The sequence below is a fragment of the Halorussus salinus genome (assembly GCF_004765815.2).
Classification (GTDB): domain Archaea; phylum Halobacteriota; class Halobacteria; order Halobacteriales; family Haladaptataceae; genus Halorussus; species Halorussus salinus.
In genome coordinates this window covers 194,758-209,231 of sequence record NZ_SBIS02000007.1, presented here as the reverse complement: position 1 = coordinate 209,231, position 14,474 = coordinate 194,758, and the positions used below count along the sequence as shown (strand labels likewise).

General features: G+C 59.9%; 14 protein-coding genes. 11 read left to right on the top strand and 3 right to left on the bottom strand.

Annotated features, from left to right (window positions below):
* Window positions 1-117: 117 nt before the first annotated feature.
* The 11 genes from EPL00_RS14570 to EPL00_RS14520 all read left to right on the top strand — a co-directional run bounded on the left by EPL00_RS14570 (window position 118) and on the right by EPL00_RS14520 (window position 12,022).
* Entirely contained in the window at window positions 118-393 is a 276-nt protein-coding gene (locus EPL00_RS14570) for a phage repressor protein (RefSeq protein ID WP_135853684.1), read from the top strand.
* A 188-nt stretch (window positions 394-581) separates the two neighbouring features.
* Entirely contained in the window at window positions 582-923 is a 342-nt protein-coding gene (locus EPL00_RS14565; RefSeq protein ID WP_135853685.1) for an AbrB/MazE/SpoVT family DNA-binding domain-containing protein, read from the top strand.
* Window positions 920-1,345, top strand: coding sequence for a PIN domain-containing protein (locus tag EPL00_RS14560; protein ID WP_135853686.1), 426 nt, complete (start codon window positions 920-922; stop codon window positions 1,343-1,345). Before EPL00_RS14565 ends, EPL00_RS14560 begins: the two co-directional genes overlap by 4 nt.
* A gap of 202 nt (window positions 1,346-1,547) precedes the next feature.
* Window positions 1,548-2,387 (top strand): undecaprenyl-diphosphate phosphatase, encoded by an 840-nt coding sequence (locus tag EPL00_RS14555; RefSeq protein WP_135853687.1) that lies wholly within the window; start codon window positions 1,548-1,550, stop codon window positions 2,385-2,387.
* Between the two features lie 68 nt (window positions 2,388-2,455).
* Window positions 2,456-3,013: a DUF7342 family protein gene (locus EPL00_RS14550; protein WP_135853688.1), complete on the top strand. Its 558-nt coding sequence runs from the start codon at window positions 2,456-2,458 to the stop codon at window positions 3,011-3,013.
* 23 nt (window positions 3,014-3,036) lie between these two features.
* Entirely contained in the window at window positions 3,037-3,501 is a 465-nt protein-coding gene (locus EPL00_RS14545) for a hypothetical protein (protein WP_135853689.1), read from the top strand.
* Window positions 3,502-3,582: 81 nt separating this feature from the next.
* Window positions 3,583-4,785 (top strand): sugar phosphate nucleotidyltransferase, encoded by a 1,203-nt coding sequence (locus EPL00_RS14540; RefSeq protein WP_135853690.1) that lies wholly within the window; start codon window positions 3,583-3,585, stop codon window positions 4,783-4,785.
* A gap of 62 nt (window positions 4,786-4,847) precedes the next feature.
* Window positions 4,848-6,635 carry a glutamine--fructose-6-phosphate transaminase (isomerizing) gene (gene glmS / locus EPL00_RS14535; RefSeq protein WP_135853691.1) on the top strand — a complete coding sequence of 596 codons (1,788 nt, stop codon included), beginning with the start codon at window positions 4,848-4,850 and terminating at the stop codon, window positions 6,633-6,635.
* Between the two features lie 285 nt (window positions 6,636-6,920).
* Entirely contained in the window at window positions 6,921-8,459 is a 1,539-nt protein-coding gene (locus tag EPL00_RS14530) for a flippase (protein WP_135853692.1), read from the top strand.
* 85 nt (window positions 8,460-8,544) lie between these two features.
* Entirely contained in the window at window positions 8,545-10,116 is a 1,572-nt protein-coding gene (locus EPL00_RS14525) for an alkaline phosphatase family protein (protein ID WP_162224231.1), read from the top strand.
* A gap of 187 nt (window positions 10,117-10,303) precedes the next feature.
* On the top strand, window positions 10,304-12,022 hold the full coding sequence (locus EPL00_RS14520) for a hypothetical protein (RefSeq protein WP_135853694.1): 1,719 nt from the start codon (window positions 10,304-10,306) through the stop codon (window positions 12,020-12,022).
* A gap of 12 nt (window positions 12,023-12,034) precedes the next feature.
* Here EPL00_RS14520 and EPL00_RS14515 read toward each other — a convergent pair whose 3' ends face one another.
* Genes EPL00_RS14515 through EPL00_RS14505 form a run of 3 tightly spaced genes read right to left on the bottom strand, consistent with a single transcriptional unit; the run spans window position 12,035 to window position 14,419 of the window.
* On the bottom strand, window positions 12,035-12,682 hold the full coding sequence (locus tag EPL00_RS14515; RefSeq protein WP_135853695.1) for a PHP domain-containing protein: 648 nt from the start codon (window positions 12,680-12,682) through the stop codon (window positions 12,035-12,037).
* A 32-nt stretch (window positions 12,683-12,714) separates the two neighbouring features.
* Window positions 12,715-13,632, bottom strand: coding sequence for a UbiA prenyltransferase family protein (locus EPL00_RS14510; protein WP_135853696.1), 918 nt, complete (start codon window positions 13,630-13,632; stop codon window positions 12,715-12,717).
* Entirely contained in the window at window positions 13,625-14,419 is a 795-nt protein-coding gene (locus tag EPL00_RS14505; protein WP_135853697.1) for a class I SAM-dependent methyltransferase, read from the bottom strand. Before EPL00_RS14505 ends, EPL00_RS14510 begins: the two co-directional genes overlap by 8 nt.
* Window positions 14,420-14,474 lie beyond the last annotated feature (55 nt).

The following is a 14,474-nucleotide window of genomic DNA, read 5'->3' as shown; positions in this document are numbered from 1 at the left end:
GAGACCCGCTCGACAACCTCGACGTTCAGTAAACCAGTCTTCCGTTGCTCGAAAGCAACTCAGACCTTGCTCAAACGAGTAGCTATATATGCATCGGCACCGAAAATACGGGCGACCATGCGCAAGCACGCTGACTGGCTCACGCAAGCCGACGAGCGAATCCTCGAATTCCTCCGGGAGAACGGCAACTACCCGCCGTCGGCCATCCGCGACCGACTGGCCGAAATCGGCGACGACTTGGACTACTCGACCAACCACCTCGGGATGCGCTGTCGCGCGCTCGACGACCACGGCCTGCTGGAGAACGTCGGCGGCGGCACCTACACCATCACGAACCTCGGCGAGGAGTACCTCGACGGCGAGTTCGACGCGGGCAGTCTGGAAGACGCCTAAACATCGAGCGGTCCGATTTCGTTTTCTCACGGTTCGGTCACGTGATACTCGTCCGGCGTGTTCGACGGACCGAGTAGTCATATTTACGTATAAAGACTAAATAGTGTTTCAAAATGACTCGTCTCAAAGACGTGTCGGCTCACAGAATAACTATGTACGAGCAAGCCGAGATAGTAACTACGAGAAGTATGAGTCGAACGGAATCTGAAAAAGTGGTTTCCGTGTCGTCACGAGGACAGGCGACGATTCCGAAAGAGTTTCGAGACGAACTCGGGATCGAGACGCCGGGGCGCGTGAAGTTCGTCCGCACCGACGAGGGCGAGGTCGTCGTCCGCCCGATTCGGTCGGTCACGGACCTACGCGGAGTCCTCTCGGGGAAGACCGACGACGACGACCGGTCGGCGGTCGAGCGACTACGCGAGGAGCGCGACCGGGACGAGGCCAGCGAAGCGGAGTTGCGACGACGGTACGCTGGCGATGAAGCCGGAGACGGGAGTACGGGCACGGACGACGAGACGACCGACGAATGACCGGGAGCGACCTCCCCGAAACTGTCGTCTTCGACGCCGAACCGCTCGTCGCTTACTTCTGCGACGAATCCGGAAGCGACACCGTCGAGCGATACGTCGAGGCGGTCGAAGGTGCGGCGGACGGCTACATCTCCGCTGTGACCCTCGCCGAAGTCCACTACGTCGTGCGTGCAATCGACGGCGAGGAGCGTGCCGACGCCGTGGTAGACGTGTTGAGCGAGAGCGGCATCCGACGAGTTGATACCGAGACGACGTGGCCTACCGCGGCCGACCTCAAGTTCCGTCACGCGCCCGCCCTCGGCGACGCGTTCGCGCTCGCCACTGCCGCACACGTCGATGGCACGCTACTGGTCGGTGCCGACGACGACTACGACGACGTGACCGACGTAGACGTTCGACGCTTCCGGACACAACCCGCGTAGAGCATCACCGGCGAATCCGGAACCGCACGCGAACGGAGCGACAACTTTTCGAAATCCATCGCCCGGTAGTCCGGTCGGCCGAGCGCACCCGAGGAGGCCGGGCGCGCTCGGGACCGTATCGAAGGCGGTCGGCGGGCCTCGATTCGACGCCCCGCCGAGGAGTTTCCGAGCAGTTTTTACCCCCGACGTTCGCCCACCGAGTATGGACCGGTCCGCGCTAGTCGCCGTCGTCGCCGGAGCGTTGCAGGGCGTCTTCGAGTGGTTGCCCATCTCCAGCGAAGGGAACATCACCGTCTTCCTGACCGCGCTCGGGTCGTCGCCCGAGGCCGCGGTCCAGTTCTCGCTGTTCCTCCACGTCGGGACCGCGCTCTCGGCGACGGTCTACTACCGCGACGAGTTGGCCGACGTGCTGGGCGCGCTCCCCGACTGGCGACCCGGAAGCGCGTTCCCGGACGCCGACCGCGGAGACGCCAACGGCGAGACCGCGACCCTCTCCTTTCTCGGCGTCGCCACCCTCGCCTCGGGCGTCGTCGGCATCGCCGCCTACCTCACGCTGGAGACGGTCGTCTCGGCGCTGACCGGCGGCGCGTTCGTCGCGCTAGTCGGCGTCCTCCTCGTGCTGACCGGCGTCCTCCAGCGCGTCGCCGACGGCTTCGAGTTCGGCGGCCGCCACTCCCCGGACCTCGTGGACGCCGTGCTGGTCGGCGCGTTGCAGGGACTCGCCATCCTGCCCGGCGTCTCGCGGTCGGGGACCACCGCCTCGGCGCTCCTCTTCCGGGGCCACGACGGCTCGTCGTCGTTCCGACTCTCCTTCCTGCTGTCGATTCCGGCCGCGCTCGGCGCTGGCGTTCTGGTTCTTCTCGATACTGGAGTCCCGTCGGTCACGCCGACCGAGGCGCTTCTGGCGCTCGGCACGGCCGCGGTCGTCGGCTACCTGACCATCGACGCGCTGATGCGCGTGGTCGAGCGCGTGCCCTTCTGGGGGGTCTGCGTCGGGTTGGGCGCGCTGGCAATGCTCGGCGGCGGGGCGCTGGCGATTTGATTCGGAATTAGAGACGAGATATATCGACTCTGGAAAAGATATATCCTCTTTGAGCGCGAAGCGAGAGTATGACCGACGGACCGAGCGGACCGACGCCCTCGGACTCGCACGCCGGAGAGAGCGAGCGACGGTGGCGCGAGGAGCGAACGACGTTCCAGCGCGTCTACGATGTTGTCACGGGGACGACCGACTACGCGACCGCCAGCGAAGTCGCCGAGGAGGCCGACTGTTCCGACGACGGCGCGCGCGACGCACTGGCTCAACTGGTCGAGATGGGAATCGCCGAGCGCCGAGACGGTCGTCCGGCGACCTACCGGCGCAACGACTCGTACTTTCGCTGGAAGCGCGTCGAGGACCTCGCCACGAGCAACTCGGTCGCCGACCTCCGGGCGAAGATAGACGAACTCGCCGCCGAGGACGAGCGTCTCCGCGAGCGATTCGACGCGCCCGGTCCCGACGCCGTCTCGCCCGCGACGTTCGAGACGAGCGACCACGACGAGATTCACGACCGCTGGGACGCGCTCGCGCGGTGGCGGACCGTCCGGCGGGACTTGGAACTGTTCCAGCGCGCCGCCCACCGCGCGGAGCGACGCGGCGGCGACGCCGACGACGCGGTGTCGGCGTAACCTCGCGGAGGTGTCGGAACGCGATGACTGGACCTTCCCGAGACGACGGTTCGAGCCTCGGAAGCGACGATTCGGCTTCGACGGGAGAACTCGACGTGCCCACGCTCCGGACCCTCGGCCGACGCGCCGCCAGCCATCCGCTCGTCGCGTCGTGGGAGCTTCGCCCGACTAGCTCCTCGCCGCGCGAACTGGAGTTACGATTCGACGCGAGCGGGTATCCGCGGGCCGTGGACGACGTTCGACTCGACGTACACTGGTTCACGACCGACGACTACTACTTTCACTACGTCGAGACGCGCGGCGACGACCGATATCAGTGCCGTTGGGACCGCCACCCGAAGACGGACGCGCCGCGGGCGCACTTCCACCCGCCGCCGGACGCCGGGACTGCGATGGAGTCGCCGCTCGGGACGCATCACCTCGACGTACTCTTCACCGTCCTCGACTGGATCCGCGAGCGCGTCGAATCGTTGCACTCGCGAGACTGACCGTTTTGGTCGGTGAATTCGGCGACCTACCGGACCTCGAAAAGCCGAAAATTGATACGGCCGCTGACCGATGCGTTATCCATGACAGTTCGCGCCGCCGTCGTGCTGGCCGCGGGGGAGGGGACGCGCCTGCGACCGCTGACCCGCAATCGCCCGAAACCGATGCTCCCGGCCGCCGACCGGCCGATTCTCGAACACGTCTTCGACGCGCTCATCGGGGCCGGAATCGAGCGCCTGCACGTCGTCGTCGGATACAAGCGCGACCGCGTGCAGGACCACTTCGGACCGACCTACCGGAACGTCCCGGTCAACTACGTCGCCCAAGACAAGCAGTTGGGGAGCGGCCACGCCCTGCTTCAGGCCCGCGAGGCCGTCTCCGGCGAGGAGGGCTTCCTCGTGGTCAACGGCGACCAAGTCATCGAGCGCCAGATGGTCGCGGACGTGCTGGACGCCTTCGAGGAGGACGACGGCAACGCCACGCTCGCGGTCACCGAGCAGGCCGACGTGTCCCACTACGGCGCGGTCGTGATGGACGGCGACCGCGTGGTCGAGTTGGTCGAGAAGCCCGACACCGACGACTACCGCCTGCTCAACGCCGGGGTGTACGCCTTCTCGCCCGCCATCTTCGACGCCATCGAGGAGACGCCGCGCGTGCAGGGGGAACTCGCGCTGACAGATACGCTGGTGGACCTCATCGACGAGGACGCGCTGGTTCGGGGCGTCGTCACCGAGGAGTTGTGGGAGGACGCGACGTACCCGTGGGACCTGCTGGACGTGTCCCAAGACCTCCTGCTCCACGGCCGCGTCACCGAACCCGAGCGCGACGAGAAGGTGTGGGTCGCCGACAGCGCGACGGTCCACGACGACGCCACGTTGCAGGCCCCGGTCGTCGTCGGTCCCGACACCGAGGTCCGGCCCGGCGCGGTCGTCGGCCCCTACACCGCCTTGGGTCGGAACGCGACCGTCGGCGCGAACGCGGTGGTCGCCCGGTCGGTACTGGACACCGACGCGCGGGTCGGCCCGAACGCGACCCTGCTGGACTGCGTGACCGGGCAGGGCGTCACGCTCGGCGCGGACGCCACCGTCTCGGGCGGGCCGGGCGACGTGCGCGTCGGCGACACCGTCTTCGAGGACCAACGACTCGGCGCGGTGCTTGCCGACCGCGTGCGCGCCGCAGGCGACGTGAGTTTCGCGCCCGGAACCTTGGTCGGTCCGAGCGCCCACCTCCGGACCGGTGTCACGGTATCCGAAAATATAAGCGAACACGCCGACGTGTACCGGTGAGTAACTGTGACAACTGCTGACCAAAGTGGGGTTCCGACGGGGACGGCGGGGGTGACTCGCTGATGTGCGGCATCATCGGCTGTGCGGGCCGGAGCGAGACGCTCGACGTACTCCTGTCGGGTCTCGAAGGGCTGGAGTACCGGGGCTACGACTCGGCTGGCGTCGCGCTCTCGAACGGCGACCTTTCGGTCTGCAAGCGCGAGGGCGAGATTCAGCGCCTCCAGCAGGCGGTCACGTCCGACCTCGACGGCCGAGTCGGCATCGGGCACACGCGCTGGAGTACCCACGGCCCGCCCAGCGACGCGAACGCCCACCCGCACACCGACTGCACCGGCGAGGTCGCGGTCGTCCACAACGGCATCGTGGAGAACTACGCCGACCTCCGGGCGGAACTACGGGACCGGGGCCACGAGTTCGACAGCGACACCGACAGTGAGGTCGTGCCCCACCTCATCGAGGCGGAACTCGCCGACGGCGCGAGCTTCGAGGCGGCATTCCGCGCGGCGGTCGCCCGACTGGAGGGCAGTTACGCGCTGGCGGCCGTCTCGGCCGACTCGGAGGCCCTCCTCGCCACGCGGCGGGACTCGCCGCTGGTCCTCGGCGTCGGCGACGACGCGGCGTACCTCGCCAGCGACGTGCCCGCGTTCCTCGACTACACCGACCGCGTGGTGTATCTGGAGGACGGCGAGTTCGCCCGTCTCGAATCCGGGTCGTGGACCGTCTCGGATGGCGAGGGTCGCCTGCTCGACAAATCGGTCTCGCGCGTCGAGTGGGACGCCGAGGAGACCGCCAAGAGCGGCTACGACCACTACATGCTCAAGGAGATTCACGAGCAACCCCGCGCGCTCCGGAAGTGTCTCCGGGGGCGCGTGGACGAACTCGCGGGGTCGGTCGAGGTCGAGGCCCTGCGCGGACTCGACGCCGAATCCGTCCAGTTCGTCGCCTGCGGCACCTCCTACCACGCGGCGCTCTACGGCGCGCAGGCGCTCCGCGAGGCCGGAGTCCACGCACAGGCCTTCCTCGCCAGCGAGTACGCCACGTCGCCCGCGCCGGTGGGCGACGACACGCTCGTCGTCGGCATCACCCAGAGCGGCGAGACCGCGGATACGCTGTCGGCGTTGCGGGAAGCCCACCGCCGAGGAGTCGAGACGCTGGCGATGACCAACGTCGTCGGTTCGACCGCGGCCCGCGAGTGCGACCGCTCGCTGATGATTCGTGCCGGGCCGGAAATCGGGGTCGCGGCGACGAAGACGTTCTCCTCGCAGGTCGTGGCGTGTAACCTACTGGCGGCCGCGCTGACTGACCGCGGCGACACTCGCGAAGTCGTGGAGGCGCTTCGGGACCTGCCCGGTCAGGTCCAAGAGATACTGGACTCCTCGCGGGCCGCGCAGGTCGCCGACCGGTTCGTGGACAGCGAGGGCTACTTCTTCGTCGGCCGCGGTCATCACCACGCGGTCGCGCTGGAGGGCGCGCTGAAGTTGAAGGAGATCAGTTACAAGCACGCCGAGGGGTTCCCGGCGGGCGAGTTGAAGCACGGCCCCTTGGCACTAGTGACCGAGGAGACACCCGTGTTCGCGGTGGTTACTGGTGACGGCGCGAAAGCGACCAAGACTGTCGGGAACGTGAAGGAAGTAGAGGCGCGGGACGCGCCCGTGGTCGCGGTGACGGATGGCTCCTCGGAAGTCGAACGGTATGCTGATGCGGTCTTGGAGATTCCGGAGACGCATCCGCGGGTTGCTCCGGTGCTAGCTAACGTGCAGTTGCAGTTGGTGGCCTACTACGCGGCGAACAAGCTGGGGCGCTCGATTGACAAGCCGCGGAATTTGGCGAAGAGCGTGACCGTAGAGTAGGGTCGTTCCAGGGCCCGGTCGGAGTGAGGTAGTCTCGCCGACGCGAGTTGGGCGAGGCTAGACTTTGAGAGACACGAGCCCCCGCGTTCCGGAACTTCGGAATAGTTATAATCGTAAGTTCGGAAACGACGTTAATGCGTATCCTTGCTCCGAACTCGCCTCGTGTCTCCGATCTCTCTCCCCCGCCGACGATAGCGACGTTCGTACGGTCTGCCGCAGACAGTCTCCCCCTCGAACGAGACGGCGTGACAGTTGATCTCAGCGGGACCGACGCTCCATAGACCGATGACGGACGACGAGAGCAGTCTCTCTATCGTCGCCAAGCAGGGGAGTATAACGCTCGTCGGCGATGTCGTCGGTCGCGGATTAGGCTTCCTCTTTGTCGTACTGGTCACGCGACTGGCCTCGCCGTCGGTCTACGGGACGTTCACTCTCAGTCTCTCCATCGTCATGTTCGTTCAGGGGCTCGCCTCGTTAAACCTCCATCGTGCGATAGATTACTTCGTCCCCCAACACCTCGACGATGGAGAGGTCGGTCAAGCGAAGGCTGTCATCGTCCACGTGACCCGCTTCGCCGGGAGCAGTTCCCTGGTCTTCACGGTACTGCTATTCGTCAGTTCCGGAGACGTCGGGCGTATTTTCGACGATCCGTCGTTGGAACACTCGTTACCGATACTGGCCCTACTAGTTCCAATCCAGACCGGGAAGAACGTCCTCCTCGCGACGTTCAATAGCGTGAAGCGGATGGAACTCAGGGTCCTCGTAAAGAACTTCGCTGACCCGCTTGTCCGGGTTTCCGTCGTCGGGGTTCTGCTTTCGGTCGGGACCGGAATCGTCGGCTTGGTGACTGGCTACCTTCTCGGAACGCTATTTGCCGTCGGTGCGGGCGTGCTGTTGTTCCGACGCTATGTGAACGACATCTGGACCGCACAGACGAGGGAGACGTCCCGTTGGAAACTTCTCTCGTACTCGTTTCCGCTCATGTTCGCGGGCCTCATATACTCCATCGTCGGTCAAGTCGATTACTTCATCATCGGCTATCTGCTGGATTCTTCGGACGTCGGCTACTATCGCGTCGCTTTCTTCCTCTCAATAAACCTTCTCATCGTTCTCAAAGCCGTTACGCCGGTCTTCAAACCACTAGTCGCAGAGAACAAAGACAATGACTCCGTCCTCTCGAAACAGTATACGGTTGCGACTCGGTGGATTACGATGCTCACGCTTCCCGTTGCGATTACATTCACCGTCGCACCGACTACGTATCTGGCCCTCTTTTTCACGCCAGAGTACGCCACCGCAGGTCTCGTGGTCGTCGCCCTCTCGATGGGGTACTTCATCAACTCGATGCTCGGTCCCGAGGGAATGATGCTCGAAGGACTGGGATACACCCGATTGACTCTGCTGAACACGATAATCCTGATTACCCTGAACACGGTACTCGACGTCCTGTTGGTTCCGGAACTGGGGATTCTAGGAGCAGGTATCGGTACGGCTACCGCACTAACGGTCACGAGTGTATTGGGCGTCTTAGAGTTGAACTATCTTCGCGGCCTCCACCCATACAGTTGGGACTTTCTGCGAGTACTCGGTGCGGGAGTACCGGTGCTGGCGTTCGGGGAACTGTTCGCTCGAACTATTACGCAGACTACGATAGCAGCGACTACGCTACCGATTGTCGTCGTGGCGGTTTACGTCGCTTCGCTTCGAATCCTCGGTGCGTTTACCGAGCGAGACGCTCGAATTGCCCGACGAATCGATACGAAGGTGGGGTATCCGGTCGTGGAAACGATACTGTTCGGCGTAGACGGTTTCTCGAAGCTGTAACCGACTATCCGTAGCGAAGGCATTCCAGTTTCGCGTGACTTGGGAGATGGAAGCACTTTACTCACGCCATTTCTTTCGACTACCTATGACTAAGACGCTCGTAATCGGATTAGACGCCGCGACGTGGGATATCCTCGACCCTCTGCTCGAAGATGGGCGTCTCCCGAACTTCGAACGACTTCTCGACCGGGGTGCGCGAGGGACGCTGATTTCGACGATGCCGCCTATGACACCGTTAGCTTGGACCTCGATTGCGACCGGCGTCTCCCCTGGCGAACACGGTATCTATGGGTTCCGTGAACAGAACCCGGACACGTACGAGGTTTCACCCGTCGAATACGGGTCCGTCTCTCGACCGGCAGTCTGGGACGTCATCGACGCACACGACGGTTCTGTCGGAATAATGAACTATCCTATCGTATCGCCCCCGCCGAAAGTAGACGGCTTCTTCGTGTCGGGTTTTCCGGGTACCGACGACGGTGTCCGTGCCTATCCCTCGGACGTACAGGAGCGACTGCGAGACAGCGATTTCAAAGTGAAACCGGACCGAAAACCCGCGGACGACCGAAAGAAGTACTACGAGGAAGTCCGCCGGATAACTGACGCTCAGTGTCAGGCAACAATAGACTTTCTGGAACGCTACGAACCGGATTTGCTCTGGTCCGTCTTCATGGGCATCGATTGGATTCAGCACTACCTCTGGAACACCGAAATAGACGGCGAGAACGCGGTAAAGAAGTCTTACGAACACTTCGACGGTGTGCTCGGGAAACTCCTCGACTCGGTCGGTAACGACCGGAACGTCGTCCTGCTCTCGGACCACGGTGCCGGAGAGATAACCGGCGAAATCCACTTGAACGAACTACTTGAGAACCTCGGATACCTCGAACGCAAGCAGGTGAACGAAACCGCATTCGAGACGGTCGCAGACATCGTCCTCGAAGCCTGTTGGCGAGCCGGTGCGGCACTCCCGCACTCGGCGAAAGAGCGAGTGAAACGTCTCGCCCCCGATTCGCTGTTGGACGATGTGCGTGACGCCGCCGGTGAAGGAAGACAGAAACTGAAAGAGACCATCGATTGGCAGAACACGACCGCGTTCGCGTACGATTCGATGGGCAAGATATACCTCAATTCGACCGACCGCTACCCCGATGGCATGGTGACACCCGACGAGCGCGACGCAACGCTGACCGAAATCGCCGACCGACTAGAGGAACTCTGCCATCCCGAGACCGGCGAGGAGATAGTCACAGCGGTCCATCGGGGCCGAGAGATATACTCGGGAAGCAACGCCGAGGCGGCACCTGATCTTCTCGTCGAACCCGCCGATTGGCAGTACATGTGCTACGGTGACTTCGACGAGTCGTGGTTCCATACGCCACGGGATCGCTTTGCAGACCATACTCCGGAAGGTATTGCTGTCATCGCCGGAGATGCTGTCAAGACGACACAATTCACTGCAGATTGTACGTCTATCGCGGCAGTCGTGTTGTCGCTCGCCGGAACTCCCGTTCCAGAACAAATGAATCGGGAACTTCTCTCACAACTCAACGGCAACCAACAGTTCGTTAGTGACGACCGGTATACTTCCAAAGTTCATTCTGACAACGTGACGGAGGGTGTCGAAGAACGACTCAGGGACTTGGGCTATCGCTGAGGTCCAGACACGTCGCTGCGGATACCGTCCCGAAATTCGAATCGACGACCGTGGAGCCTACTCCGGATTCGGAGGTATCTGTGAACTAGAACGAAAATTATTTAATTAAGTCTGACAGTAGTTGACTGATTCACCCGAATTACGGAAAATCGAAGCGCTCATGTAAACTACGTCTGAACCTCTTACCGTGCGCAATGGATTGTTAGAGAAAGCTGACATCGCCGTTCTGATTCCACTCGTCTTCCTCTCAACTGTTTTAGCTTTCCCCGAACTTTCGGACCCGCTTATAGAAGACGAGGGTTGGTTTTTCGTCAACGTTCGATACCTCGATACGAATGGATACCCGAGGGGAATACATCCGCCACTATACACTTTTTTTGTTTACGCCGTGAGCGCTGCAATTGGGTCGACAGAGCCAGTGATTACGAGGGCGAGTACATTCCTGTTTACCCTCGGAACAATATTTCCGGTATATTTTTCTACTAAATTAATTGTCCGGGAAAATCTCGTAGAGATAGCCGAGACGTTCCCAAAATCCGTTGCTCCCGCTCTCAGTTCTCTTCTCTATATTCTCTCGCCTCTCGCCGTCCAGACTGGCGTCCTTATCGACATGGAAAACGTCTTTACTTTCCTCCTTTCGGCGTTCTTTTTCTGGTTCCTGTACGCTTACGAACTGGACGAGACGACTCCGATCGTCAAGTACGCAATTACAGCGTCGTTCGTCTACGTACTTTCTTGGAATAAGTTTGGTCCGCTACCGCCACTCCTATTGACGTTCTGTTGTTACTTTGGAATCACGCGTCGATGGTCGGAGATGACACGCTTTGCTTTCTCGGTGGTAGGCGGCTTCGTTGCGTTCGTCATCACGTGGGGCGGCCTCTCTCTATTCACTGGAACACGTTTTCTCACACCCTTCGTCACCGATGCGCAATTTGTCTCTCGGGTTACGTATCCAGAACTTCACGCACTCCCGTTGAAGATTCTAAACATCATCTACTACGAGATACTATGGATTTCTCCGTTTCTCCTCTTGCTGTGTCTCGTCGTTATCTTCCCACGACTCGAAGACCTACGAGGAGTACGAAATACTCACTTCACTCAAGTACTACAGACCGAGCAAGCTGTTCTCCTTCCGTTTGTTCTCTTTTCGCTGTTGACTATTGTCGAGTATGGAGTTCTTCTGAAAGGGTCCACTTACGACTTCACCAAATACATGGGTCGCGTAATGCCACTACTGACGATCGCCGCCGGAGTCGGAATGGGGCGAGTAAAGATACGACCGACGAAACGATGGAGCGCTCAAGTTGCTGGTGGCAGCCTCGTCGTCGCCGGTGTAATTTTCGCTCTCGCTGACCCTATTGCCGGTGCTTGGTCCGCTCCCGGACGACGATTGCTCATCTACAGCGGTCTCTTAGTCCCTATCGCAATCGTTTGGGGTGCGTCGACGGTACTACTAAACCAGCACGATTCGACTACGAAGCGAGCGATAGTAACGTCGATTCTGCTCGTAGCGGTTCTCGGGTCGAACGTCGGACTCGTCGCTATGCAGGCGACTGCCTCGTACAGCACGCGGTACTATTACGGCACCAGCGGTACAGGAGATGCGATAGACTACGTCGGTTCGGAGATAGCGTGCAACGAATCGGCAACAGTCGGGGGACCATACGGGATGAGACATCAGTTGCAGAATACGTACACGGAAGATGCAGAGCGTCTTTTCACGGTCCGCTCGAAAGGCGACGTTGTGGCGTCTCGGTCGGATATTGTTGTCGTCCTCTCAAGATCGTACTATTTCCCCTCCGGTCAACAGGTACTGGAACTTGGAAATTACACAAAACTAACCCAGTTCGGTGACTACTCTCTGTTTGTCCGGTCTTCGTATCAGATTTGTCGGCGACCTACTTAATTTGATTCTTCTTTAGGAGAGACGGTTGAATCGATACGAGCGAAATTGCTCCACCTTCGTGGCTACGTGACCGGTGAGATACCTTCCACGGCCTCGAACGGTGCACGAATCATTTTTCAGTGCGGCCCGGAGTGATGTCTTACACTCTGTCGTCGCACGTCCGATTTCCCACGGAAAGTGCGCATCGCTACCCGCGATGGCTGTCAAGTCGTGGGTCGTTGCGAAAGATTCTGCGCGCCGATTGTACCGCTCGAAGAGACATCGCGAATTACGAACTTCGATACCATCGACGGCAGCGGCCAACGTCGTCAAATCGCTGTCGTACGTTTGTCGCAACTCGTCGAAGGGGTGGGCCAGCACTGCGACACCACCGAGTTCATGAACGAAGTCGACGACGGTCTGTGGTTCGGCTTGGGGCGGCGCCTCGTCCACGTATAGCGCAAGCAAGTGTCCCTCTGTCGTCGTTACTTCGACACCAGGGATGACCATCAGGTGGTCCGGTGCGATACGTTGCACTGCTTCGACGTTAGTTTGGGTGTCGTGGTCCGTAATTGCGATTCCGTCGAGGTTTCTTTCAACTGCGGCTTCGACGATGCTCGCTGGCGTCGCTCCCGAGCAGGGCGACGCGTTCGTGTGTATATGGAGGTCGTATTGCTTCATCTGAATGCAGACAGCAGATTCATTGTAGTAGTCTACATAAATACGTAGTGTTCGCCAATCGGGGTGTACAGCGCTAGAAGGACGCTAGAAGTCCAGAGAACGAGATTCAACACAGATTGTCGGTCTGTAACAAGATATTTTGGTTGACTACCGATTGCCGTCGTTCGAACGAGGTGGTGATACCGGAACCCCCCAAAGAAGGCCATTGGAAGCGATAGCATTAGTACTGGATCCGCATGTAGCACGACGTAGACAGAGTAGGATAGCAATAGCGACGATGTGACCATTACGAGAAGTTGGTCTAACTCGTCTTTCGTATACACTGAGAGTACTTTCCGCGTTTCACTCGGTTCATCCATCGCGTGAATCTCATGACGACGTTTTCCGAATGCGAGAACCAGCGCGAGCAAGAACGTACAGACTAGCAACCACGGGCTTACGACTTGGTCGATAACGACGACACCAGCAACTGCGCGAAGCACAAACCCGAAGGCGACTACGAGAACATCAACGAAAGCTATCTCCTTCAGAGCAAACGAGTAGAGCCAATTTTGGACGAGATAGACAATTATTATTGCTAGAAACACTGTATCTAACAGCGACGCGATTAGTAGCGATATCGATACTAAAACGAGAGCGAAGCTGGCGGCAAGCGCGATACTGACTTGGCCGCTCGCTATCGGACGATGGCACTTCTGGGGATGAGCGCGGTCTCCTTTTCGGTCAAAGATATCGTTGAAAATGTACGTCGCACTCGCCAAAATTGTCATCGAGATGATGCCTAGGACGAGGCCCCTCCAAGCAACGGGGTCCGAGAGTTGTTTTGCAAAGACGATACCAATCAACATCACTCCCTGTTTGTACCACTGGGGCGGACGCATCGAACGGATCAGTCCCGATACCGTGTCGATTACTCGCCGCTTATTGGAATCGACTGAATCTTCAAACATAGACCACTCCAAGTCCGCCCCAGTCCTGTTCGGGAGATTCGACGATTTCTTCGGTTTTGTATTCTTGCCTTAATTCCTGCCAGAACTGGTCTACCTCTACGTCCGGGTCGTGTGGATTCCCCAAAATATCGTGTAAGACGACGATACCATTGTCGTCAAGAAGCGCCGAATAGCTATAGAAGTCTTTTTTCACTCCTTCGTACGTGTGGTCACCGTCGATAAACAAGAGGTCGATACCGTTTTCGGGGGTCGCATCTTCGACCATTCGTACTGTTTCCGGGTCGTGAGAGTTCCGTCGGATGAACTGCATGTTCGCGTCGTCCACAAATTCACGAAAAAGGTCGATACGGTGCTCCGAGTATCCTCCGCCGAACTCACCACCGGGCAAATCGACACTAAGGAACGTATTGGACTGTTCTAGGGTCCGACACCAGAGATATAACGAGCCACCACGGGCGGTGCCGATTTCGAGGACCGAGTCGATGTCCTCTCGCTGTAAGCTATCAAGCAGTTCCCGGAGTTCACCGGACTGTTGAAACGGTTCGATAGAGCGAAATACTCCGTATCCTCTGTAGCTAAACGCCGTCTCGATTGCGTCTTTGATGTCGTCTTCGCTCTCCATTCGGCGGTGTAGTTCGTTCACTGACCGCTGGTAGAGTTTCTGATGCGACAGAGATAGGTGTCTCCCGAAGAAGTTTTCTGCTTCGATCAGGGCTTGGCGAAATAACTCTCTTATTCCCGTCCGCTTGTAGACGTAGTAAGCGTGGTGGAATGCTGTCCGTGCCATTGTGGGAAACGCTTGTGGAGTAGGGCAAAAATTTTACGCTCCTTGGGTACAAAAT